The following is a 23,887-nucleotide window of genomic DNA, read 5'->3' as shown; positions in this document are numbered from 1 at the left end:
ATGAGAATGGAATCGACCCCTGCCCCGCTGAACAAGGTTGCCCGCATCGAGGCGATCCTCGCCCTGATCCCGGCCGGTCGCGTGGTGAGTTACGGCCAGGTGGCGGATCTGGCGGGGCTGCCCGGTCGGGCCAGGCTGGTGGGCAAGGTGCTGCGGGAGACCGACAAGGTGCTGCCCTGGCACCGGGTGCTGGGCGCAGCGGGCACCATTTCACTGCCCAAGGGGTCGGCAGGCTTCGATAAACAGGCTGGATTGCTGCAGGAAGAGGGGGTGCCCGTGATTGGCGGGCGGGTCAGGATGCGGGAGTGGCAGTGGCAGCCCGACCTCGCCGAGCTGCTGTTTCTCCTGCCCTTTTGACGATGGCGGCCCGCCTCACCGGGTGATGGGGGCCAGGATCTCGTCGCTGCGCACCTGCACCGGGATGGTTTCGTACTCCCGCTGCAGCAGCACCAGCAGACTCTGCTTGTCTACTTCCAGCACATAGGCGGTTCCTTCCCGGGTCAGACAGGTCATTCCCGGCCGGATCTCGTTAATCTCCATCACAACCTCCGTGTCCAGCGCTGCCATCCTTGCAGCGGTTTCAGTATACCGCCATCCGAAAACAAAAAGGCCCCTGCAAGGGGCCTCTTTCATCAGAGTGTGAACTGCGCGCAATCACGCCTTCTTCGACTTGGCCAGGCTCTCCTGCCACTTGCCGTTGTCGTAGTGCGCCGTCCAGCCGGTCGCCTTGCCGTTGACCTCGGTCATCACGTACTGCTCCTTGGTCTTGCGACTGAAGCGCACGATGGCGGGGTTTCCGTCAGGATCTGACGCCGGGGCATCGGCCAGATACTGGTGCTTGGGCGACAGACGCTCCTTGAAGCGCTTGAGCTCTTCCACCAGCGGCGCACGGGTCTCGCGGGATTTCGGGAAGTTGCTGGCGGCCAGGAACAGGCCGGCCGCCCCGTCACGCAGCACGAAGTGGGCGTCGGACTGGGTGCACTTGAGCTCCGGCAGCGGGACCGGGTCTTCCTTCGGCGGCGCGATATCACCGTTTTTCAGGATCTTGCGGGTGTTCTTGCAAGTGTCGTTGGTGCAACCCATGTACTTGCCGAAGCGGCCGTTCTTGAGCTGCATCTCGGAGCCGCAGCGGTCGCACTCGATGCTCGGCCCTTCGTAACCCTTGAGCTTGAACTGGCCTTTTTCGATTTCGTAGCCATCGCAATCCGGGTTGCGACCACAGACGTGCAGCTTGCGGCTGTCGTCGATGATGTAGGCATCCATGGCTGTGCCACACACACCACAGCGATGCTTGGCACGCAGCGCCTCGGTTTCTGCCTCTTCACCGTCGGTGGCGGAGACGAACTCGTCGGCGGAAACCAGGTTGATGGTCTTCTTGCAACGCTCTTTGGGCGGCAAGGCGTAGCCGGAACAGCCGAGGAACACCCCGGTGGTGGCGGTACGGATACCCATCTTGCGGCCGCAATCCGGGCAGTCGATGTCGGTTAGCACCATCTGGTTGGCACGCATGCCCCCCTCTTCCGGCGCCTTGTCCGCTTTTTCCAGCTCCTGGGTGAACTCGGCGTAGAAGGCGTCCAGCACCTTCTTCCACTCCAGGCTCCCTTCGGCGATGCCATCGAGCTTGTCTTCCATCTTGGCGGTGAACTCGTAGTTCATCAGTTCGACGAAGTTCTCCACCAGCCGGTCGGTGACAATCTCACCCATCTTCTCGGCGAAGAAACGGCGGCTCTCGACCCGCACATAGCCACGATCGACGATGGTGGAGATGATGGAGGCGTAGGTAGACGGACGGCCGATGCCGCGCTTCTCCAGCTCGCGTACCAGCGCCGCTTCGGTGAAGCGGGCGGGCGGCTTGGTGAAGTGCTGGCGCGGATCCAGCTTGACGAGTTTGAGGATCTCGCCGACGGTCACCGCCGGCAGCTGGCTGTCTTCGCCCTTGCGGCCCATCGGCGGCAGCGCCTTGGTCCAACCGGCGAAGCGCAGGGTACGGCCGCGCGCCTTGAGCTCGAACTCACCCGCCTTGACGGTCAGGGTGGAGGAGTCGTACTGGGCCGGCGTCATCTGACAGGCGACAAACTGACGCCAGATGAGGTCATAGAGCCGCATGGCGTCGGGCTCCATCCCTTCCAGCATCTCGGCAGTCACCAGCACGCTGGAGGGGCGGATCGCCTCGTGGGCCTCCTGGGCATTGGCCTTGGCGCCATACAGGTTTGGATCGCTCGGCAGGTAGGCGGCGCCATACTGCTCGCCGATGTATTCCCGCACCGCCTCGACCGCCTCTTTGCTGAGGTTGGTGGAGTCGGTACGCATGTAGGTGATGTAACCCGCTTCATAGAGACGCTGGGCCATCATCATGGTCTTCTTGACCCCGAAGCTCAGCCGGGTAGAGGCCGCCTGCTGCAGGGTAGAAGTGATGAAAGGGGCGGACGGCTTGGAGCCGGTCGGCTTGTCTTCCCGGTTCACTACCTTGTAGTCGACCCCTTCCAGGGCGGCCACGGCGGCGAAGGTCTCGGCCTGGGTCACCGGCTTGAAGTCGGCGCCGTTGCGGCTGACCACTTCCATCCGCAGATCGCTCTTGTCGGCGGTCAGCAGATCGGCGTTGAGATCCCAGAACTCGACCGGTACGAACGCCTTGATCTCACGCTCTTTATCGACGATGAGGCGCACTGCGACGGACTGTACCCGACCGGCGGAGAGGCCGCGGGCCAGCTTCTTCCAGAGCAGCGGGGAGACCATGTAACCCACCACCCGGTCGAGGAAACGACGGGCCTGCTGGGCGTTGACGCGGTGAATGTTCAGCTCGGATGGCTGGGCAAACGCCTCCTGGATGGCGGTCTTGGTGATCTCGTTGAACACCACGCGCTTGTAGCGGCTGTCGTCGCCGCCGATGATCTCGCGCAGGTGCCAGGCGATCGCTTCTCCCTCTCTATCCAAGTCGGTTGCGAGATAGATGGTGTCGGCCTTCTCGGCCAGACTCTGCAACTCGCTGACCACTTTTTCCTTGCCGGGCAAAATCTGGTAGTTGGCCTGCCAGCCTGCGGTCGGATTGATCCCCATCCGTGAGAACAGGGCATTGCGATCCTTGGCAGCCTTCTCTGCTTCGCTCAACTTGATGCCGCGAATGACAGGTTTTTTGGGCTCGTTGCTGGCGCTGCCGCTGGTGGGCAGATCGCGCACGTGACCGACGCTGGATTTCACCACGTAGTCCTTGCCCAAATATTTGTTGATGGTCTTGGCCTTGGCCGGAGACTCCACTATGACCAGTGATTTGCCCATGCTGTAACTATTATCCTCATTGCACCCGACGGGGTTGGTGTGCGGTTTTGTGGGGCTGTATAAGAGATTTGACGGGAAAAAGCAATCTTGTGAGCAAATTTGCCCGGCAGCCCGAACCACTTTGTTTCTTTATTTATTAATGCGAAGCCGAGCCGCGGGAAGCAACCGCTTTTTTATTTTTATGCTATATCCACCCTCTTTTTATATTTGAAACGACATAACCAACCGCTCTTGTAACATAACAAACCAGTTTCGTTATCAGCTTGTTACAAAAGACAAAATCTCCTTATAATGGCTGCATCCCACAGCATTGTGCGCGGAAGGAACCGCTACCCATATAAAAATCGAAAGGATGTACTCAATGAAGCACTTCGAGGTCAACTTCGACGGCCTGGTCGGCCCGACTCACAACTATGCCGGCTTGTCCTATGGCAACGTCGCCTCCCAGAACAATGCCAAGGAGGCGTCCAATCCGAAGGAGGCGGCCAAGCAGGGTCTGCGCAAGATGAAGGCACTGACCGAGCTCGGCATGACCCAGGGAGTGCTGGCCCCGCAGGAGCGACCGGATCTCGCCACCCTGCGCCGCCTCGGCTTCACCGGCAACGACGCCAGCGTGCTGGCCCAGGCCGCCAAACAGGCACCCGCCGTGCTGGCCGCCTGCTATTCGGCCTCCAGCATGTGGACCGCCAACGCCGCCACCGTCTCCCCGAGTGCCGATACCCAGGATGGCCGCATCCACTTCACCCCCGCCAACCTGACCAACAAGTTTCACCGCTCCCTCGAACCCGAGGTGACCGGCCACATCCTGCGCGCCGTGTTCAACAACGACCGCCACTTCTATCACCATCAGCACCTGCCGGAGAACGACCACTTCGGTGACGAGGGGGCCGCCAACCACACCCGGCTGTGCCGCGCCTATGGCGAATCCGGGGTCGAGCTGTTCGTCTATGGCCGCAGCGCCTTCGATGTCTCCCAACCCGCCCCCAAACGCTACCCGGCCCGCCAGACCCTGGAAGCGAGCCAGGCCATCGCCCGCCTGCACGGCCTGGGGGACGAGAGCGCCGTGTTCATCCAGCAGAACCCGGACGTCATCGATCAGGGGGTGTTCCACAACGACGTGATCGCGGTGGGCAACCAGAACGTGCTGTTCTTCCACCAGCAGGCGTTTCTCAATACCGCCTCGGCGCTGGCCGAGGTGCGCACCAAGTTCGGCGACGGCGAGCTGCACTTTATCGAGGTGCCGACTGCCGAGGTGTCGGTACAGGATGCGGTGAAGTCCTATCTGTTCAACACCCAGATCCTCACCCTGCCGTCCGGCGAGATGGCGATCATCGCCCCCACCGAATGTCGCGACAACCCGGCGGTGTCGGCCTATCTGGCCAAGCTGGTGACCCTGGGGACCCCGATCAAGGGGGTGCACTACATGGATGTGAAGCAGAGCATGCGCAACGGCGGCGGCCCCGCCTGCCTGCGGCTGCGGGTGGCGATGAACGACACCGAACTGGCCGCCGTCAACCCGGCCTGCCTCATCAGCGACAGCCAGTTTGCCCGCCTCGATGGCTGGGTCGATCGCCACTATCGCGACAGCCTGGCACTGGACGACCTGCGGGATCCGGCGCTGGTCATGGAGTCCCGCACCGCGCTGGACGAGCTGACCCAGATCCTCAAACTCGGCTCCGTCTACCCGTTCCAGCGCTGAGACGCGCCATCGGCCTGCAGAACCGACCCAACAAAAAGCCGGGCAAGTGCCCGGCTTTTTGTTGGGTTTTACGTTGCCCTGACTCAGCGCCAGGGGCCCTGCTGCCACAGCCGACCAAGACCGGACTCCAGCGCCACGGCGGCCTGCTGACCGAGCTTCTGGGTCAGGCTTTTTGGCTTGCTGTAGCGAATGCCGACCACCTTATGCTGGCTGGTCTGGGCCAGCAGATAGTCATCACTGGTGCAGAGGCTGTCCACCAGCCCGAGCTGCTTGGCCTGGCTCGCCAGCCAGTGTTCGCCGGTGGTGACGCTGTCGATGTCGAGGTTGGGTCTGTGCTCGGCCACGAATGCCTTGAAGCGCTCGTGAATGGCGCCCAGCTCCTCGCGAAACTTCTCGCGCCCCTGATCGTCATTCTCGCCGAACATGGTGATGGTGCGCTTGTACTGGCCAGCGGTGTGCATCTCGAACTCAATGTCGTGCTTTTTGAGCAGCTTGTTGAAGTTCGGCAGCTGGGCGATCACCCCGATGGAGCCGACGATGGCGAACGGCGCCGCCAGGATCTGATCCGCCACGCAGGCCATCATGTAGCCGCCGCTCGCCGCCACCTTGTCGATGGCCACGGTCAGCTTGATGTCACGATCCCGCAGCCGCTGCAGCTGGGAGGCAGCCAGGCCGTAGCCGTGCACCACGCCACCGCCGGATTCCAGCCGCAGCAGCACCTCGTCGCCCGGCTGGGCCACCCCTATCACGGCGCTCACCTCTTCACGCAGGGAGGCCACTTCCTTGGCATCCATGCTGCCGTGAAAATCGATGACGAACAGCCGGCTGCGCGCATCTTCGCTCTTTGCCCGGGCCTTGTGTTCGGCCTTGCGCGCCTTCTCCAGCTGCTTGCGCTCCGCCTTGCCGGCCAGCGCGGCCTGCAACTGGTGACGTCCCTGCTCCAGCTCGCTGGAGAGATCGGTCACCACCAGCTCCCCCTTGCGGGATTTGGGCTGACGGCTGCTCACCACCATCAGGATGACGGCGCCGATGGCGAGCAGTAGGGTGAGGGTCTTGGCCAGGAACAGGCCGTATTCGGTCAAAAATGCCACTTGATGCTCCACTGGTGTGCCCCGGAGGGACGATTTTTTCACATTCTAGGGAGTTTGCCCGGTGTGCGCAAAAACTCTGCGTCAACCCGTCAAAAATGCCAATCGACAATCACAACCCCTCTGATTTATTCACATTTTTGCCATCTCATACTGGTCAAACGCCGTGCGGGATCAGTACACTTGCCCCTCTATTTGCCGCGCGCATCTGCCACGAATTGTTAACAGGAGTTGTCATGTTCAACTATCAGGCCCCCCGGGATCTGCTCAAGGACAAGGTCATTCTGGTCACGGGTGCCGGTGACGGCATCGGCCGCGAAGCGGCGCTCACCTATGCGGCCCACGGCGCCACCGTGATCCTGCTCGGCCGCACCAGCGCCAAGCTGGAGGCAGTCTACGACCAGATCGAGGCCGCCGGCCACCCGCTGCCCGCCATCGTGCCGGTGGATCTGAAGGGGGCGACCAAGAGCCACTACCTTGGCATGGCCGAGACCTTCGCCCAGCAGTTCGGCCGCCTCGACGGCGTGCTGTTCAACGCCGGCCTGCTCGGCACCCTGTCACCGTTCGAACACATCCAGGAGCAGGAGTGGGACGAGGTGATGCAGGTCAACGTCAAATCGGAATTCCTGCTGACCCAGGCGCTGCTGCCGCTCATCCGCCAGACCGCCAAGGAGCAGGGCGAGGCCTCCATCGTCTACACCTCCTCCAGCGTAGGCCGCAAGGGCCGCGCCTACTGGGGCACCTATGCCATCTCCAAGTTCGCCATCGAAGGCATGATGGAAGTGCTGGCGGACGAGCTGGAAAATACCGGTGTGCGGGTCAACACCCTCAACCCGGGCGGCACCCGCACCAAGATGCGGGCCAGCGCCTTCCCGGCCGAAGATCCGATGAACCTCAAGACCCCCGCCGACCTGATGCCGCTCTATCTCTATCTGATGGGCGCGGACAGCCGGGGCAAAACCGGCCAGACCTTTGTGGCCCAGCCCAAATAAATCAACAAAATAACCGCAACCCTGCGCCGCATGGGGTTACATTCAATAGGGTGCCGTCGGCACCCTGTTTCAACATCCGCTCCCTTATCAGGTTGAGATATGTTTCGTCCCAAGAGCACGTTTGAGCAATGGCGGATCTTTCAGGCCGTGGTTGACTGTGGCGGCTACGCCCAGGCCGCCGAGGCGCTGAACAAGAGCCAATCCTCTCTCAATCATGCGGTAGCCAAGCTGCAGCAGAGTCTGGGTGTGGCTCTGCTGGAGGTGAGAGGGCGCAAGGCGGTATTGACGCCGGCGGGGGAGATCTTCCTCAAGCGGGCCCGTCAGCTCAGCCAGCAGGTGGAAGAGCTGGAGAACCTGGCCAACAACCTGGAGCGGCAGTGGGAGCCGCAGATCAACCTCTATGTGTCGGTGCTGCAGCCGCGCGAGCGACTCTATCGGGCACTGGCCAACTTCTATCCCCGCAGCCGGGGCTGCCGGGTCAATCTGCACGAGCGCATTCACTGCCACTTCAACGCCCTGCAGGTAGGGGATCTGATGCTCTCCGAGCACCTGCCCCACGATCGCACCGGCCTGCCGCTGGACGAGGTGTGCCTGCTGCCGCTCTGCTCGGCCGAGCACCCGCTCGCCACCCAGGGTGGCGCCATCGCCGCCGAGGAGCTGGCCAGCCACAACCAGATCAGCCTGCATCCCCCCATTCACCGCTCGGTGGACTGGAACGACGCGGACGACACCGGCTGGAAGGCGACCCATTACCACGAGGTGATCGCCATGCTCAAGCTCGGCCTCGGCTACGCCTGGCTGCCGCGCCACCTGGTGCAGGAAGAGCTGACAAGCGGCGCCCTGGTACCGCTGGATCTGGCAAGCGGCAACGAGCGCCACCTCTATACCTATCTGCTGACTCCGTCGGCCGATGCGCTGGGCCCGGCCACCGAGCTGCTGCTGCGCTGCCTGCGCAACGAATACCAGAACGACAACGACCGCTAGAGCGTCTCCCCGCCGCCATCAGACAGTGAGGCGGGCCGACCCGCTCGCCCCCTCAACCCCTCCGCTTTCAGACGTTCGGCACCCGCCAGCAGGCGGCCAGCGCCAGCAGCGCCAAGCCCATGGCCACCATGAAGACCCCGTGGAAGCTCCAGATCTCCGCCACAGTCCCGGCAATAGCCCCCGCCATGATGGAGCCGGTGCGGATGCTGTTGGCGAACAGGGTGGTCGCCACCCCGGCGCGACCCGGCATCAGATCCTGGAAGTAGGACATGCCGATGCCGGCGACGATGCCGATGAAGATGGCGTTGAGCAGTTGCAGCGCAATCAGAGCATGCTGGCTCGACAGGGTCACCAGCCCCACGTAGAAGCCGACCCCGGCCAGCACCGCCAGCAGCATCATGGGACGCTTGCCAAAACGCTGGGTGTAATGGCCCGCCAGCAGCATGAAGGGGATCTCGAGGGCCGCCGCCGTGCCCATCAGCACCCCGGCCAGCTTCTCCTCCAGCCCCAGCTCGCGGGTGATGTAGAGCGGCATGTTGATGAGGTACATGCTGTTGCAGGTCCACATCAGGGTGGAGGCAATGAAGAGCGCCCGCACCGACGGATCCCGCCAGCTGCTGACCCGCTCCACCTCGCTGTCCATCACCGGCAGCGGCAGCGAGGGCAGCCAGCGCCACACCACGAAGGCGCAGAGCAGATAGGCCACTGCGGAGGCGAGGTACATCACCTCGAAGCCATAACCGATGGCCAGCGCGAAGGCGATGGGGGGCCCTATCACCCAGGCCAGCGAGAACTGGGCCCGCAGCACCGAGCTGAACATGTCGGCCCGCTTGTTGCGGCTGTCGGCGTATTCACGCGCCAGCGCGAACAGCTGGGGACTGGCGGTGGCGGCCAGGCTCGCCAGCAACACCCCCAGGCTCACCAACAGCCAGTATTGCCGGTTCCAGGCAAACAGCAGGGAGAGCACCACGCCGGCGAAGCAGCAGCGCAGGATCAGCCGCTTGCGATCCCCCTTGTTGTCGGAGCGATGGCCGAGCCACTGGCTGATGAGGATGCCAATCACCGCGTTGACGGTATAGAAGAGCCCCACCAGGAAGGGGCGCACCTGCACCTCCTCGGCCAGAAACAGGCTCAAGGTGGGTACCTGCAGTGCCACCGCCACCCCGGTCATAAAGGTCACGGCCAGAAAAGAGAGAGAGACGGGATCCGTCCTGTTGCGAGCGGCGGTCAGCAAGCGCATAGAATTACCACTGATTGGAGGGAAGAAAACTGGCCAAAATTCGGCAAGTGCATGAAATGGCGCCGCTTATTTTATGTCATTATCAAGAGCCACCTCAAGGCTTGCGACCCCGTCCCCGACCCCGTACAGTGAAAGCCCACTGGCCAGCATAAGGATTTCACATGTTTGATTTTGACCGGGAAATAGATCGCAGCGGCACCATGAGCCTGAAATGGGACAAGTACAAGGGACAGGACGTGCTGCCCATGTGGGTTGCCGACACCGACTTCGTCTCCCCCCCTGCCGTCATCGAGGCCCTCACGGCACGGGTCGCCCACGGCATCTTCGGCTACTCGCGCCCCTCTCCCCGGCTGATCGAACTCATCATCGCACGGCTGGCCAGCCGCTATGGCTGGACCATCCAGCCCGAGTGGATCGTCTTCCTGCCCGGGGTGGTGCCCGGTCTCAACCTCGCCTGCAAGGCCTGGAGCCAGCACGGGCGCGGCATCATCACCCCCAAGCCGGTCTACTACCCCTTCCTGCAGGCGCCGGGCTTCAACGACCGGCCGCTGCTCACCGTGCCCATGGTGGAAGAGGCCGGTCGCTGGGTGCTGGATATCGAGGAGCTGGAGCGCCAGGCGCCGGCGGCGGATCTGCTGCTGCTGTGCAACCCGCACAACCCGGGCGGCACCGTGTTCACCCGCGAGGAGCTGCTGGCCATCGACGCCATCGCCGAGCGCCACAACCTGGTGATCTGCTCCGATGAAATTCACTGCGACCTGCTGCTGGACAAGGACGCCCGCCACATCCCCTACGGCGCCATCAACCCGGCGGCGGCCGAGCGCTCGGCGGTGATGATGGCCCCGAGCAAGACCTTCAACATCGCCGGGCTCTGCTGCTCCTTCGCGGTGGTGCCCAATGCCCGTCTGCGCCTCAAGCTGCAGCAGGCGATGCGCGGCATCAGTGCCGACGTCAACCTGCTGGGCTTCGTGGCGGCAGAGGCGGCCTACGAAGGCGGCGAGCAGTGGCTCAGCGAACAGCTCGACTACCTGGCCGCCAACCTGGCCCTGATCGAGCAGGCGGTCGCCCGCTGGCCCGGCATCAAGCTGGCGCGCCACCAAGCCACCTACCTCGCCTGGATCGATATGAGCGCACTCGGGCTGGACGACCCCATCACCTTCTTCGAGCAGGCCGGGGTGGGGCTCTCTCCCGGTGCCCAGTTTGGTGACGGCCAGTTCGTGCGGCTCAACTTCGGCTGCACCCGGGCTCGCCTCGTCGAGGCGCTAGCCCGCATGGAAAAAGCCATTCTGGCGCGCTGATCACGCGCTTTCTCCCTCATGGCCTCACCCTATGGGCAGTGGCGGGGCCGGCAGCAGCCGGCCCCGCAATATATTGAAGTCAGCCAGATCCGTATCCGATCGCAATAGGGTATATTTTCGCAACATGCCGCCACGGCCCCGCAACCCGGGATATCGATGGCGCCGAATACGGTGCAGTGCCGCCGCCAGCAGCTGGCGCGGCCGAATGCCAACCGGGATGGGCCAGCCCCATCCCTTTTATCAGCCATTGATCCGGTTCACTATGCCCCAACCAGCCTTGCACTATCTGCCGACTCTGCTTCGCCGCACCCTGCCCTGGCTGGCAGCGGCCCTGGCGCTGCCCCTGCAGGCAGCCACGCCTGCCAATCTCACCATCGGTACTGGGCCCCTCAACGGCGTCTACTACCCGACCGGTGGTGCCATTTGCCGGCTGCTCAATGAAGAGACGGCCAGCCATGGCCTGCACTGCTCGGTGCAGAGCACCTCCGGCTCCCTTGCCAACCTGAAGGCGCTGCATCAAGGGAAAGTGCAGCTGGCGCTGGTGCAGTCCGATGTGGTGCACCACGCCGCCCACAGTACCGGCCCCTTCATGGGTCAGGCGCCCGACGACCAGCTGCGCAGCCTCTATCGGCTTCATCAGGAGTCGCTGACCCTGCTCGCCAGTGCCAACAGCAACATCAACACCCTGGCCGACATCGAGGGCAAACGGGTCGATCTGGGCAACCCGGGCTCCGGCGAGCACATCACCAGCCAGGCCCTGCTCGATGCCATGGGCTGGCAGGCCAAGAGCTTTGCCCCCGTCATCCCCGCCGCGGCCAACAACCGGCTGGAGGGGCTCTGTGACGGCACCCTGGACGCCGCCTTCGTGGTGGCGGGCCACCCCAACCAGGCCATCGGCGATCTCACCGGCCGCTGCAAGGCGCGCCTCATCCCCATCGAAGGGGAGCAGGTCGACGCGCTGCTCAAACAGCATCCCTACTATCAGCGCAGCCGCATCGGCGCCAACCTCTACCCGGGCCAGCCGAGCGGCGTCAACACCTTCGCCGTCACCGCCGAGCTGGTGGCGCTGGCCAGCCTGCCAGAGGGCGAGGTGCGCACCGTGCGCGACGTGCTGAGCGGGCGACTCAAGCAGTTCACCCGCCTCCATCCGGCCCTCACCGCTCTCACCCTGGAGGGGATGCAGGGTGAGGCGGAAGTACCGCGCCACGCCGGCATGGCGGATGCCCCGCCCGCCCTGCTGCCCGAAGCCCTGAACCCGGCTCCGGCGGCCTCGGAGGCCCTGGCAACCTCAGCGGCGCAGCCCACCGAAGTGGAACACCCCGCTGGTGAGGACGCGAAACAACCCACCGGCGAGACGGGCGCCCCCTCCCCGGAAGGTGCGCCCGCCACCTCGTCCGGGCAGACCCCTGGCGCCCTGCTGCCGACCCCCTCGGCAGCCGCAGCCACCAAACCGGGTGCCAGTAACGTGCTCGAAGGGGCCGCCGTGGAGCAGGGCGGCAAGCTGACGGGCACGGCCGCGCCAAGCTCCTCTGCCGTGATGAGCGGGGAACAACCCGCCTCGCCTGCCCCCGCCGAACCGGCATCGACAGCACAGGTACCGATAACACCGCCCGCACCGAGCGCCGCCTCACCGACCGGGGACGGCGCACCTGCCCAGTAAGGTCGCCAAACAGCCACAACGACAGAGGCCACCCAAGGGTGGCCTCTTTTTGTTTCGATATTGGGTGGACTCACGCCCTGGCGTCCGGCAACGGCTGCGGGCGCTGGATCTCCTGCTCCACCCAGTGCAGCAGTTGCTTGATGGCGCGCGACAGCACCTGGTTCTGGCGCACTACGTACCCTAAGCTGGTGCCGGGAAAGTCGGTGAGCCGGGTCACCGGGGCGGTCAGCTTGAGCCGCGGGTGAATGGAAAAGTCCGGCACTATGGCCACTCCGAAGCCCGCTTCGGCCCAGTCGAGCTGGGCGTCCACGCTGCCCACCTCCATGATGCGGCAGCTGGGCAGACCGAGCAGCGGCAAAGAGGGGTCGATAAGCGCCCGGGTACGGGTGTCGTGGCCCAGCAGGATCAGGGTCGGCTCGTCGAGGGGATCGCTCTCCCCCGCCTTTGCCCGCGCCTGCCAGCGGGCGAGACCGTGGCCCAGCGCGCACCAGGTCACCTGCTGCAACTCGGTGTAGAACAGCGGCTCGCTGCGCTTTTGCGCCATCACGAAGCCCAGATCCGCCTTGCCCGCCTTGACCAGCTCAGCTGCCTGATCCGAAGTGGTGTTGAACAGGGTGAGGTCGATGCCGGGGAACTCCTGCTTGAAGCGCTGAAAGGGTTGAATGAGCAGCAGGCGCGAGATGATGTCGCTGGCGGCGATGGCCAGCGTCCCCTGACTCAGCTGGTTGAGGGCGTTGAGATCGGACTGGCAGAGCTGCAGCTCGGCGATGGCGCGCTCGGCGCTTTGCAGCAGCCGCTCGCCGGCCTGGGTCAGCCGAAACGGGCTGCGCTCGATGAGTTTGACCCGGGTGGCCTGCTCCAGATTCTTGAGGTGCAGGCTCACATTGGGCTGGGTCATGTGCAGTTCGGTGGCGGTCTGGCCGAAGTGCTGCAGCCGGGCCAGGGTGACGAAGGTGTGCAGCCAGTGAATATCCAGCATGGGGATCCTCTTGTGCCGCCACGGCCGCACGGGCCCCTGACGGGGATGCCGGCACGGCAGCGGGGCGGTTTGCCGATAAATTCACCGCAATTATATGACTCTCTTATCGGAATTATAAAGATAATTAATTTTTCTAATCCTCCTGAGCCTCCTAGGATGATCGCCTAACGTCTTAGGAGAAAGAGTCATGTCGTCTATCGTAGTCGTAGGTGCCAACTGGGGTGATGAAGGCAAAGGCCGCATCGTGGATTATCTGGCAGGCCAAGCAGGCGCCAGCATTCGCTTCCAGGGCGGCAACAACGCCGGCCATACCGTCGTCAACGACCTTGGCACCTTCAAGCTGCACCAGGTTCCGAGCGGTGTGTTCAACCCGGATTGCCTGGTCGTGCTCGGCCCTGGCATGGTGATCAGCCCCGAGAAACTGACCGTCGAGCTGGACGAAGTGAAAGCCTCCGGCGTCACTCCCAAGCTGGCCATCTCTGATCGCGCCACCCTCTGCCTGCCGCTGCACGCCATGGAAGATACCCTGGAAGAGCAGCGCCTGGGCGACGGCGCCTACGGTTCCACCCGTCAGGGCATCGCTCCCGCCTATGGTGATCGCGTCATGAAGAAAGCGATCCTGGTGGGCTGGCTGAAGCAGCCGGAAGTGCTGGTCGAGCGTATTCAATTCTTCCTCGACTGGAAACTGCCGCAACTCAAGGCACTCTACCCGACCTTCGAATTCAACCAGACCGCCCAGGAGATGGCCGACTGGCTGCTGGAAGTGTCCGCCCCCTGGATCGACTCCGTCTGCAACGTCAGCATGCCGCTCAAAGCGCTGCAGGCCGAAGGCAAGACCCTGCTGTTCGAAGCCCAGCTGGGCGCCGGCCGTGACCTGATCTACGGCGAATACCCCTGGGTGACCTCCTCCCACGTCTCCGGCGCCTATGCCGGCATCGGTGGCGGCCTGCCGGGTCTGCGTCCCGAGCGCGTCATCGCCGTCGCCAAGGCGTTCAGCACCTCCGTCGGTACCGGCACCCTGCTGACCGCCATGGAGAACCAGGACGAGTTCCGCAAGATCGCCAACGAGTTTGGCGCCACCACCGGTCGTCCCCGCGACGTCGGCTACTTCGATGCCGTTGCCACCAAGAACGGTGTCGAGCTGCAGGCTGCCAATGAAGTGGCACTGACCAAGCTGGACTGCCTGACCGGTCTGCCGGATCTGAAGATCTGCGTCGCCTACGAAGGTGCCCACACCGAGAACCCGATCTGGCCGCAAACTGCCGGTCTGAAGCCGGTTTACGAAGTGATGGAAAGCTGGAGCGAAGACATCACCGGCTGCCGTACCTTCGCCGAGTTGCCCAAAGCGGCTCAGCAGTACGTACTGCGCATCGAAGAGCTGCTGGGCGTACCGGTGCCGATGGTCTCCGTCGGCCCGGGCCGTGACGAGATGATCCTGCGCTAAGTTGCGCGATCAGCTGTCAGCACAGTAAAAAACCGGCATCCTGGATGCCGGTTTTTTTATGCCCGGCGTGCCACCCTCTTTCGCAGCGCTCACCAGCAATCAACATAACGACTCATATCATGGCAGTAAAACGGCCACTTTGAGCGGTTGAGTCACTCACCTTCTCCCCCTCTTCGCTAGACTGATCCCATCATCCACCGAGGAGCCTCACCATGAAGATTGCCAAGCGAACCACCCTGCTCTCCCTGCTGTGCGTGGCGACCCTGCCCGCCAGTGCCATGACCCTAAAGAGCAGCGACATCCACGAAGGCCAGCTGATGGACAAGGCCTTCAGCTTCAACGGCTTTGGCTGCAGCGGTGACAACCGCTCGCCCCAGCTGAGCTGGCAGGACCTGCCGGCCGGCACCAAGAGCGTCGCCATCACCGCCTATGACCCCGACGCGCCCACCGGCAGCGGCTGGTGGCACTGGCTGGTAGTGAACCTGCCGGCCAGTCAGAGCGAGCTGCCGAGCAACACCTCCGGCAAGCTCAAGCAAGGGCTGGAGCTTAAGACCGACTTCGGCAGCCAGGGTTACGGCGGCCCCTGCCCGCCCGCCGGCCACGGCATGCACCGCTACCAGTTTACCGCCTGGGCCCTGCCCCAGGCCCTGGAGGTGAAGACAGACACCCCGCCCGCCATGGTAGGCTACATGCTCAACAGCATGGCCCTTGGCAAGGCCACCCTGACCGCCACCTTCGTCACCCCCTAGGAGCCAGCCGGATGAGCACGCCGCTGCTGCAACTGCACCACTATCTCGGGATCCGCCAGCAGCCGCTGCACCGGGTGCTCATCTACGCCCCCACCATCATCTGGGTGGAGCAGGGTCACAAGCAGTTGTGGTGGCAGGAGAAGCGCCTGGCGTTCGATCAGGCGAGCTGGCTGCTGATCCCGGCCGGTCACCAGCTCACCTTCGTCAACCAGCCGGAGCAGGGCAAGTTTCGCTCCCGCGCGCTGACCCTGCTGACCCCGCCCCCCGTCGAATGGCTCAGCGCCGCCCAGGCCGGCCCGCTCAGGGAGCCGCGCCTGGCGGTCAGTCCGGCGCTGGCCTTCTGTTTCGAGCTGGTCTGCTCCATGGCGGATCGGCGGCTCCATGAGGCCACCCAGGTCCAGCTGCTGCAGGGCTTCTATGCCGAGCTGCAGGCCGCCGGCGGGCTCGACCTGCTGTTTCCCGCCCATGCCATGACCCTCGGCGAGCGGCTGGCCCGCTACCTAGGGGTGGAGCCGGGCGCCGATCACACCCTGGAGGGGGTCGCACCGCACTTCGCCATGAGCCGCGCCTCCATGGCGCGCAAGCTGGCCGCCGAGGGGCGCAGCTTTCGCCAGCTACTGGCCCAGGTGCGTATGAGCCACGCCCTCACCCTGCTACAGCAGGGGCTGGCGCCGCTGGAGACGGCCCTCGCCTGTGGCTACGACTCCCCCAGCCGCTTTGCCGCCCGCTTCAAGCAGGAGTTCGGCCTGACCCCCTATCAATACCTGCGTACCTGCCCCTCCTCCCTCTCGCTGGCTGCCGCCAGACAAGTAAATAGTTACTAAAACATCAAACTATGTAACCTCGTGTAACCGGGTGATCCGGCTCACACCTCCCCCTCCTGCACTGTGACGCAGCGCCAATATTCCCCTCAACATCGCCCTATAATGGCTCTCGCAAACGCTTTCACTAAAACAAGTACTAAAAAACACCTTCCTTAACCTACAAAAACTGTCATTGGAGCGAGAGATGTTTCGTAAAAGTTTACTGTCCGTCACCCTGAGCGTCGCCCTGTTCGGCCTCACTGCCTGCAACGGCAATGACTCCAGCAGCCCGGCCGCCCCCAGCGCCACCCTGGCGAACCAGTATCAGAACGTGATCGACCGCAGCGGCACCCCGCTCCAGTTCCGTGACTTTGACAGCTACTCCAACCTCAAATACAACCCGCTGCTCGATCTCGGTGCCTGGCACGGCTTCCTGCTGCCCTCCAGCGACAGCGAGTGGGGCGGCTTTACCGGACCCATGGTCATCGCCGAGGAGTACAGCCTGTTCTTCGCCAGCGAATTGGACAAGCTGACCCTGAGCGACGAGAGCGGCCGCGCCTTCCCGCTCACCAGCGCCAGCAAGCAGGCGCTGTACGCCATCCCGGGGGCGCTGGTGCAGCGCTTCGAATTCGACCCCTTCACCCTGGAACTGGAGCTGCGCTACGGCGATGCCCGCACTGCGCTGGTTCGCACCCGTCTCATCAACCACACTGACGCACCGCTCACCCTCAAGCTCAACTGGCAGGGGGAGCTGCTCAACCAGTGGGATGCCAACAAGACGGTCGCCGAGCAGTACCCCACCTGGACCCGCAGCATCAGCCAGACCGAGCGCGGCGTGGCATTCCAGTTCGGCAAACTGCGCAGCACCTGGAACATCATGCAAAGCGGCAGCGCCAGCTACCGCATCGATCGCACCCTGCCTAGCCGTACCACCCTCGACGAGCAGGGGCTCGGCTACGTGAGCGAGGCCAGCCTCACCCTGGCCGCCAAGGGCCAGCAGGATATCTACACCCTGCAGAGCTATGTCCACAGCAGTGCTGAAGCGAGTCGTTTCGAGCAGAGCCGCCAGGCGCTGCTGGCCGACCCCGCCAGCCATTTCGACGACTCCATCCGCCGCTGGGAGGATTACCTGGCGCGCGGCCTCTCCAATCAGGGGATCCCGGAATCGGAGCGGCGTATCGCGGTCAAGGCGATGGAGACCCTCAACGGCAACTGGCGCTCGCCGGCCGGTGCCATCCTGCACGACGGGGTGACCCCCTCCAACACCGCCCGCTGGTTCGACGGGGTCTGGGCCTGGGACAGCTGGAAGCACGCCTACGCCATGGCCCACTTCAACCCCGAGGTAGCCAAGAACAACGTGCGCGCCATGTATGACTACCAGATCCAGGCCGATGACCCGGTTCGGCCGCAGGATGCCGGCATGGTGATCGACGCCGTCTTCTACAACAAGCTCGCCGATCGCGGTGGCGACGGCGGCAACTGGAACGAGCGCGACACCAAGCCGCCCCTCTCCGCCTGGGCCATCTGGGAGATCTACAGCGCCACCCAGGACAAGGCCTTCATCGCCGAGATGTATCCGAAGATCCAGGCCTATCACGACTGGTGGTACCGAGCGCGGGACAACAACCGCAACGGCATCATCGAATATGGCGCCACCCGCCACGTCGAGCACAACGACGAGTTCGGCAACATCACCTTCAAGGTGCAGTACCCGACGGGGGCACCGGTCGGGCTGGATCTGTCGAGCTGTACCGATGAGGGAGATGGCTGGTATGGCTGCGCCGGCATGGCGCTCTATCAGCAGGTATTGAGCGTTGGCGGCTACGCCGACATGGATATCGGCGCCCAGCACGGCGCCGGCTGGGAGTCCGGCATGGACAACGCCGCCCGCTTCGGCTTTATCGAGCCGGATCAGCTCAAGCGCTATGCCGACAAGACCTATGGCGGCGACATGGCCAAGGCGCGCCAGGACTGGAACGTCTTCTTCTTCGAAAACCATCAGGACGACGGCAGCCTCATCGGCTTCTCCATCGATCAGGAGTCGGTGGAGCTCAACGCCTTCCTCGCCAAGGAGAAGCGTATCCTGGCCGACATGGCCGAGCTGCTCGGCAAGCCGGACGAGGCGATCCGCTATCGCGAAGGGGCGACCCAGCTGGCTGGTTACATCAACAGCTGCCTGTTCGATGAGGCCTCCGGCTTCTATTACGACCGCCAGATAGCCCAGGGGGATCTGCCGGACGCCAACGGCTGCGTCGGCAAGCTGTTGACCGCCCGCGGCCGTGGCCCGGAAGGGTGGAGCCCGCTCTGGGCCGAGGTGGCGGACAAGGAGAAGGCGGCGCGGGTACGCGAGGTGATGCTCAATGCCCAGGAGTTCAACACCAGGGTGCCGCTCGGCACGGCGGCGCTGACCAACCCGGCCTACGACCCCGACATCTACTGGCGCGGCCGGGTCTGGCTGGATCAGTTCTACTTCGGGGTGAAGGGGCTGGAGAACTACGGCTATCGCAGCGATGCCCAACAGCTCGTCAACAAGCTGTTTGCCAACGCCGAGGGGCTGGCGGGCAGCGGCCCCATCCGCGAGAACTACAACCCGGAGAGCGGCGCCATGCAGGGGGCCAGCAACTTCAGCTGGAGCTCGGCCCACCTCTACATGCTCTATCGCAACTTCCTGAAAACCGAGGGCTGATCCCTATCAGCAGAAATGAGCAAACAAAAAGGCCTCCGCAAGGGAGGCCTTTCTTATGGCGGCGCCGGTGGTGGCGACTTACTTGACGGTCACCCGAGCAAACTTGCGCTTGCCGACCTGGTAGACGGCGGTACCGGCACCGATGAGTGCCTTGCCATCGTCCAGCTTCTCGCCGTCAACCTTGACCGCGCCCTGCTTGATCATCCGCAGCGCTTCGGAGGTGGTGGCCACCAGATCGGCGTCTTTGAGCAGGTTGGCGATGGCCAGCCCTTCGCCTTCCAGTGCCAGCTCGACTTCCGGCATTTCGTCCGGAATGGCGTTCTTGGAGAAGCGCTGGGTGAAGTCTTCGTGGGCTGCTTCGGCCGCCGCCTCGTCGTGATAACGGGCGATGATCTCCTTGGCCAGCCAGATCTTCACGTCGCGCGGGTTGAGAGTGCCGGCGGCAATGCCCGCCTTGAACTCTTCGATTTCAGCCAGCGGACGGAAGGAAAGCAGCTCGTAGTAGTTCCACATCAGATCGTCGGTGATGGACATGATCTTGCCGAACATCTCGCCCGGGGCGTCGTGTACGCCGATGTAGTTGGCAGCGGACTTGGACATCTTCTTGACGCCGTCCAGGCCCACCAAGAGCGGCATCATCAGCACGCACTGGGTCGCCATGCCGGCATCTTTTTGCAGCTCGCGGCCCATCAGCAGGTTGAACTTCTGATCGGTACCGCCGAGCTCGACGTCCGCCTTCAGCGCGACCGAGTCATAGCCTTGCAGCAGCGGATAGAGGAATTCGTGAATGGCGATGGACTGGCCGTTGCTGTAGCGCTTCTTGAAGTCATCGCGCTCCATCATGCGGGCCACGGTCTGCTTGGCCGCCAGCTTGATCATGCCGGTCGCGCCCAGCTCGCTCAGCCAGGTCGAGTTGTACTCGATGCGGGTCTTGGCGGGATCGAGGATCTTGAACGCCTGCTCGGCATAGGTGAGGGCGTTGTGCTTGATGGCCTCTTCGGAGAGCGGCGGACGGGTGGCGTTCTTGCCGGAGGGGTCACCCACCATGGCGGTGAAGTCACCGATCAGCAGGATCACTTCATGGCCCAGATCCTGGAAGGTCTTCAGCTTGTTGAGGATCACGGTATGACCCAGATGAATGTCGGGAGCCGTCGGGTCCATCCCCAACTTGATGCGCAGCGGGCGCCCTTCCTTCAACTTGGCGACCAGTTCTTCTTCCACCAGAATTTCTTCCGCTCCGCGCTTGATCTCGGCTAGCGCCACCTCGAGCTGGGACATTTTTTGACTCTCCAATCACGATTCCACAGGGCCAGACATATTACTGGAATGGCGGGCCAATTGGAAAGGCGGTAAACTCCGACATTCTTCCCGGCTCAACTTCGTCTGCTTCTCATGGTCATTTGGCACGCCTTCAACTCTCTCCCTCACTGGCACCGAAAAATGGTGCTGATCCTGAGCATCATGGTGATGATGCTGGCGGCCTGGCCCAGCGAACAGGCGGTCGCTACCCGGGTCGATGACAACGGCAACAAGCTGGCCATGGAGCAGCAGGTCGACGAGGAGGCGCTGCTGGCCGAAGCCAAGCCCGTCGCCCCGCCCAAGCCGAGCTACATCACCAAACAGGTGAAGGTACGCAGCGGCGACAACATGGGGGTCATCTTCCAGCGCCTCGGCCTCAGCACCACGGATCTGCACCTCATCGACCAGCTCGAGGGCACGGATACCCTGCGCCTGCTCAAACCCGGTCAGGAGCTCACCTTCAAGCTCACCAAGGGCGGCGAGCTGCACAGCCTCTACTACCCCCACAGCCTGGAGCAGGCGCTGAAAGTGAGCCGCAAGGCCGACAGCTTCGTGGCCAGACCGGTCAAGCTCGAACTCGACACCCGCGAACAGGTGGCCAAGGGCGAGATCCGTTCCAGCTTCTGGGGCGCCGCCGTCGACGCCGGCATGACCGAGGATCAGATCATGGACTTGGCCGCCATCTTCGGCTGGGACATCGACTTCGCCCAGGACCTGCAGCCGGGCGACAGTTTCCGGGTGGTCTACGAAGAGAAGTATCAGGATGACGAGCGGGTTGCCTCCGGCGACATCCTGGCCGCCGAGTTCGTCAACCAGGGTGCCACCTATCGCGCCGTGCTGAACGAGGACGGCAACTACTACACCCCGGATGGCAAGGCGATGCGCAAGAGCTTCCTGCGCGCACCGGTCAACTTCAAATACATCAGCTCCAACTTCAATCCGCGCCGGCTGCACCCGGTCACCGGCAAGGTACGCCCCCACAACGGCATCGACTACGTGGCGCCGGTGGGCACCCCCATCATGGCGGCGGGCTCCGGCAGCGTGGTGGCCGCTGGCTACAACCAGTTCAACGGCAACTACGTCTTCATCAAGCACGCCGGCAACTACGTGACCAAGTACCTGCACCTCTCCAAGCGCACCGTCAACAAGGGGCAGCGTGTCAAGCAGGGGCAGACCATCGGCAATCTGGGGGGGACCGGACGGGTCACCGGGCCGCACCTGCACTATGAATTCGTGGTGGGCGGCGTGCACAAGAACCCGCGCACCCTCAACCTGCCGCAGGCGGAGACGCTGAGCGGACGGGCACTGGCCAACTTCAAGGCCCAGGCCATGCCCCAGCTGGCCAAGCTGGACAGCCCGGAGCTGCAGCTGGCCCAGAACAAGCGGGCCAACGGCGGCAATTGACCCACAAGGAGCAGTCATGAGCGAGCGTTATATCGGCTTGATGCCGGGTACCAGAATACGGTATGGAATCGAGGCAGCTCCCTCTCTCACGTGCTTTTTCCCGACCTGCAAGTAAGGAAGCCCCATGACTGAACGCTATATAGGCTTGATGTCTGGTACCAGCATGGATGGTATCGATGCCGTGCTGGTGCTGATCGAGGGGGATGAACTGCGGGTCGAGGCGGCCCTCAGCCACCCCTGGCCCACTGCGCACGAGCTGCACGCCCTCTGCACCCCGGGCGACAACGAGATCGACCGCATGGGGGTGGCCGACAACCTGGTCGCCCGCGAGTTTGCCGCCGCCACCCACGCCCTGCTGGCCAAGGCGGGGCTGACTCCCAGGGATATTCGCGCCCTCGGCAGCCACGGCCAGACCATCCGCCACCGCCCCCAGCTCGGCTTTACCCTGCAGATCGGCAACGCGGCCCTGCTGGCGGCGCTGACCGGCATCGATGTGGTGGCCGACTTTCGCACCATGGACATGGCCCTCGGCGGTCAGGGGGCGCCGCTGGTGCCCGCCTTCCATCAGGCCTTCTTTGCCCACCCCGGCGCCCTGCGGGTGGTGCTGAACCTCGGTGGCATCGCCAATATTTCGGTGCTGCCGGGCCAGGCGGACGGCGTCTATGGCTTTGATACCGGCCCGGCCAACACCCTGCTCGACGGCTGGTATCGCCGCCATCACCCCAAGGGAGCCAGCTACGATGCCGGCGGCCAGTGGGCGGCCAGCGGCCAGCTTATCCCTGCACTGCTGGAGCAGTTGCTGGCTCACCCCTACTTTACCGCCCCCCACCCCAAGAGCACCGGGCGGGAGATGTTCACCCTCGACTGGCTCGATGGCGAGCTGGCCGGCCACTCCCATGCCCCGGCGGATGTGCAACGTACCCTACAGGCGCTCACCTGCCACAGCATCGCCCGCCAGCTGCCCGCACTGACGGATGCGCAGAGCCGGCCCGAGCTGTATGTCTGCGGCGGCGGCGCCCATAACGCTCCGCTGCTGGTGGAGCTGGCCAGCCTGCTGCCCGGCTGGCGCATCGCCAACACGGCCGAGCTGGGGATCGCCCCCGACTGGATGGAAGGCGCGGCGTTTGCCTGGCTGGCGCAGCGCTTTATCCACCGCCAACCCGGCAACCTGCCCGCAGTCACCGGTGCCAGCCGCCCGGCGATACTGGGTGCCCTCTATCCTGCCTGAACAAGGAGGGCAACCTGCCCTCCCATACGCCGGTGCCAGCCGCCCAGCCGTGCTGGGTGCCCTCTATCACGCCTGAGCCAGGCCTGGTCCAGACCCAATAAAGCAGGGCCGTCACTCGACGGCCCTGCTTTATTTCCTGCCTGCTCTGCCAGTTTCTCTTGCAAGGGGCGTGACGCTATTGGCGGCTCACCGCCTCCAGCAGGGTAGTGGCGGCCAGCTTGCCGAGCGGATTGCCGGCCAGCGGGCTGTCACCGGTCAGCAGATGGCGATCCCGGCACACCTCCCCCGAGATGCCGCTGTTGACGATCTCAAACCCCATCCCCTTGAGCCGCTCGCCAAACTTCCAGGTGAGCCGACCCGGCATGTAGCCGATCGCCGGCGTCTGCTCATCCAGCGCATCGGGGAAGGCGCAGATCCGGTAGCCGGCGAAGGTGTGCGGATTGGCTACCGCCAGCAAGGCCGCCGGCCCGTGGCAGAGGGTGATGATGAAACGCTCGTGGGCCATCGCCCACTCCAGCAGCGCCTTGACCTCGGCGCTCTCGGGCAGCCCCATCAGGGCGCCGTGCCCGCCGGGAATGAACACGCCGAGGTAGTCCGAATCGGGGGCCTGCACCTGGGCCAGCAGCTCCGCCAGTTTGGCGGGCTGGCGGAACTGCCCCTGGTATTTGCCATAGAGCCCCACCACCGCCTCATCCTCCGTCGGCATGGCCCACCACTCGAACTTGACCGGATTGCCCGACAGGGTGGCCACCTCAAAGGCAAAGCCCGCCTTGTCGAGGTGATACATGGGCAACAGGGTTTCCACCGGGTGGTTGCCGGTAGAGAACAGGGTGCCGTTGTCGGTGGGCAGATAGCGCTCATCGGCCCCGATCAGCAGGATCTTCCAGCGGCCGCCGCGATAGGGGGCGGGATAATCGGCCCCCGCCAGATCCGACTTGCGCGAAGTGAACTGGCTCAATGAATAGGGGGAAGGGAAAAAGGCATTCTGCTCCGCCGGATCCGGGGTCGGTTGCTTGTCGTCAATCAGCTTCTCGGTCATGGGACGCTCTCCATCATGG

Annotated in this window: 19 protein-coding genes; 12 read left to right on the top strand and 7 right to left on the bottom strand. The window is 64.0% G+C overall.

Going from position 1 to position 23,887, the window contains the following annotated elements; translation table 11 throughout:
• Window positions 1-357 (top strand): MGMT family protein, encoded by a 357-nt coding sequence (locus PG881_RS01725; protein ID WP_024944134.1) that lies wholly within the window; start codon window positions 1-3, stop codon window positions 355-357.
• 15 nt (window positions 358-372) lie between these two features.
• Here the strand turns inward: PG881_RS01725 and PG881_RS01720 are convergent, their stop codons facing one another.
• Window positions 373-540, bottom strand: a complete 168-nt coding sequence (locus PG881_RS01720; RefSeq protein WP_005303277.1) for a hypothetical protein — start codon at window positions 538-540, stop codon at window positions 373-375.
• 114 nt (window positions 541-654) lie between these two features.
• Complete coding sequence (gene topA, locus PG881_RS01715) at window positions 655-3,276, bottom strand: type I DNA topoisomerase (RefSeq protein WP_029304161.1); 2,622 nt, start codon at window positions 3,274-3,276, stop codon at window positions 655-657.
• Between the two features lie 361 nt (window positions 3,277-3,637).
• On the opposite strand from topA, the gene astB reads away from it, so the two are divergent.
• The gene (gene astB, locus PG881_RS01710; protein ID WP_270797851.1) at window positions 3,638-4,975 is read left to right on the top strand and encodes an N-succinylarginine dihydrolase; all 1,338 of its coding nucleotides are present in this window, start codon (window positions 3,638-3,640) and stop codon (window positions 4,973-4,975) included.
• A gap of 83 nt (window positions 4,976-5,058) precedes the next feature.
• Here astB and sohB read toward each other — a convergent pair whose 3' ends face one another.
• Entirely contained in the window at window positions 5,059-6,066 is a 1,008-nt protein-coding gene (gene sohB, locus PG881_RS01705) for a protease SohB (RefSeq protein ID WP_270797850.1), read from the bottom strand.
• A gap of 233 nt (window positions 6,067-6,299) precedes the next feature.
• Between sohB and PG881_RS01700 the strand changes: the two genes are divergently transcribed.
• Together PG881_RS01700 and PG881_RS01695 are read left to right on the top strand one after the other, a co-directional pair.
• Entirely contained in the window at window positions 6,300-7,055 is a 756-nt protein-coding gene (locus PG881_RS01700) for a YciK family oxidoreductase (RefSeq protein WP_203091294.1), read from the top strand.
• 99 nt (window positions 7,056-7,154) lie between these two features.
• Window positions 7,155-8,039: a LysR family transcriptional regulator gene (locus PG881_RS01695; RefSeq protein ID WP_016351569.1), complete on the top strand. Its 885-nt coding sequence runs from the start codon at window positions 7,155-7,157 to the stop codon at window positions 8,037-8,039.
• Between the two features lie 67 nt (window positions 8,040-8,106).
• Here the strand turns inward: PG881_RS01695 and PG881_RS01690 are convergent, their stop codons facing one another.
• Window positions 8,107-9,279, bottom strand: a complete 1,173-nt coding sequence (locus PG881_RS01690; protein WP_005303290.1) for an MFS transporter — start codon at window positions 9,277-9,279, stop codon at window positions 8,107-8,109.
• A gap of 161 nt (window positions 9,280-9,440) precedes the next feature.
• Between PG881_RS01690 and PG881_RS01685 the strand changes: the two genes are divergently transcribed.
• Window positions 9,441-10,577 (top strand): MalY/PatB family protein, encoded by a 1,137-nt coding sequence (locus tag PG881_RS01685; protein ID WP_270797849.1) that lies wholly within the window; start codon window positions 9,441-9,443, stop codon window positions 10,575-10,577.
• Window positions 10,578-10,839: 262 nt separating this feature from the next.
• Complete coding sequence (locus tag PG881_RS01680) at window positions 10,840-12,237, top strand: TAXI family TRAP transporter solute-binding subunit (RefSeq protein WP_270797848.1); 1,398 nt, start codon at window positions 10,840-10,842, stop codon at window positions 12,235-12,237.
• Between the two features lie 70 nt (window positions 12,238-12,307).
• Here the strand turns inward: PG881_RS01680 and PG881_RS01675 are convergent, their stop codons facing one another.
• Window positions 12,308-13,216, bottom strand: coding sequence for a LysR family transcriptional regulator (locus tag PG881_RS01675; protein ID WP_011706900.1), 909 nt, complete (start codon window positions 13,214-13,216; stop codon window positions 12,308-12,310).
• A gap of 187 nt (window positions 13,217-13,403) precedes the next feature.
• Here PG881_RS01675 and PG881_RS01670 point away from each other — a divergent pair, with 187 nt between their 5' ends.
• From PG881_RS01670 to ygjK, 4 genes are all read left to right on the top strand, one after another.
• The gene (locus PG881_RS01670) at window positions 13,404-14,660 is read left to right on the top strand and encodes an adenylosuccinate synthetase (protein ID WP_005303296.1); all 1,257 of its coding nucleotides are present in this window, start codon (window positions 13,404-13,406) and stop codon (window positions 14,658-14,660) included.
• A 212-nt stretch (window positions 14,661-14,872) separates the two neighbouring features.
• The gene (locus tag PG881_RS01665; RefSeq protein WP_270797847.1) at window positions 14,873-15,409 is read left to right on the top strand and encodes a YbhB/YbcL family Raf kinase inhibitor-like protein; all 537 of its coding nucleotides are present in this window, start codon (window positions 14,873-14,875) and stop codon (window positions 15,407-15,409) included.
• An 11-nt stretch (window positions 15,410-15,420) separates the two neighbouring features.
• Entirely contained in the window at window positions 15,421-16,233 is an 813-nt protein-coding gene (locus PG881_RS01660; protein WP_270797846.1) for a helix-turn-helix transcriptional regulator, read from the top strand.
• 184 nt (window positions 16,234-16,417) lie between these two features.
• Entirely contained in the window at window positions 16,418-18,898 is a 2,481-nt protein-coding gene (gene ygjK / locus PG881_RS01655) for an alpha-glucosidase (protein WP_270797845.1), read from the top strand.
• A gap of 78 nt (window positions 18,899-18,976) precedes the next feature.
• On the opposite strand, the gene tyrS is transcribed toward ygjK, so the two are convergent.
• On the bottom strand, window positions 18,977-20,176 hold the full coding sequence (gene tyrS, locus PG881_RS01650) for a tyrosine--tRNA ligase (protein ID WP_005303305.1): 1,200 nt from the start codon (window positions 20,174-20,176) through the stop codon (window positions 18,977-18,979).
• A 114-nt stretch (window positions 20,177-20,290) separates the two neighbouring features.
• Between tyrS and PG881_RS01645 the strand changes: the two genes are divergently transcribed.
• Together PG881_RS01645 and PG881_RS01640 are read left to right on the top strand one after the other, a co-directional pair.
• The gene (locus PG881_RS01645) at window positions 20,291-21,601 is read left to right on the top strand and encodes a peptidoglycan DD-metalloendopeptidase family protein (protein WP_270797844.1); all 1,311 of its coding nucleotides are present in this window, start codon (window positions 20,291-20,293) and stop codon (window positions 21,599-21,601) included.
• A 124-nt stretch (window positions 21,602-21,725) separates the two neighbouring features.
• Window positions 21,726-22,829 (top strand): anhydro-N-acetylmuramic acid kinase, encoded by a 1,104-nt coding sequence (locus tag PG881_RS01640; RefSeq protein WP_270797843.1) that lies wholly within the window; start codon window positions 21,726-21,728, stop codon window positions 22,827-22,829.
• A 175-nt stretch (window positions 22,830-23,004) separates the two neighbouring features.
• Here the strand turns inward: PG881_RS01640 and hchA are convergent, their stop codons facing one another.
• Window positions 23,005-23,868: a glyoxalase III HchA gene (gene hchA, locus PG881_RS01635; protein WP_270797842.1), complete on the bottom strand. Its 864-nt coding sequence runs from the start codon at window positions 23,866-23,868 to the stop codon at window positions 23,005-23,007.
• Window positions 23,869-23,887 lie beyond the last annotated feature (19 nt).

Source organism: Aeromonas sp. QDB54 (assembly GCF_027707385.1).
GTDB classification, from domain to species: domain Bacteria; phylum Pseudomonadota; class Gammaproteobacteria; order Enterobacterales; family Aeromonadaceae; genus Aeromonas; species Aeromonas hydrophila.
Note: the sequence above shows the minus strand (reverse complement) of the source record. Positions and strands in the feature narration are given on the sequence as shown.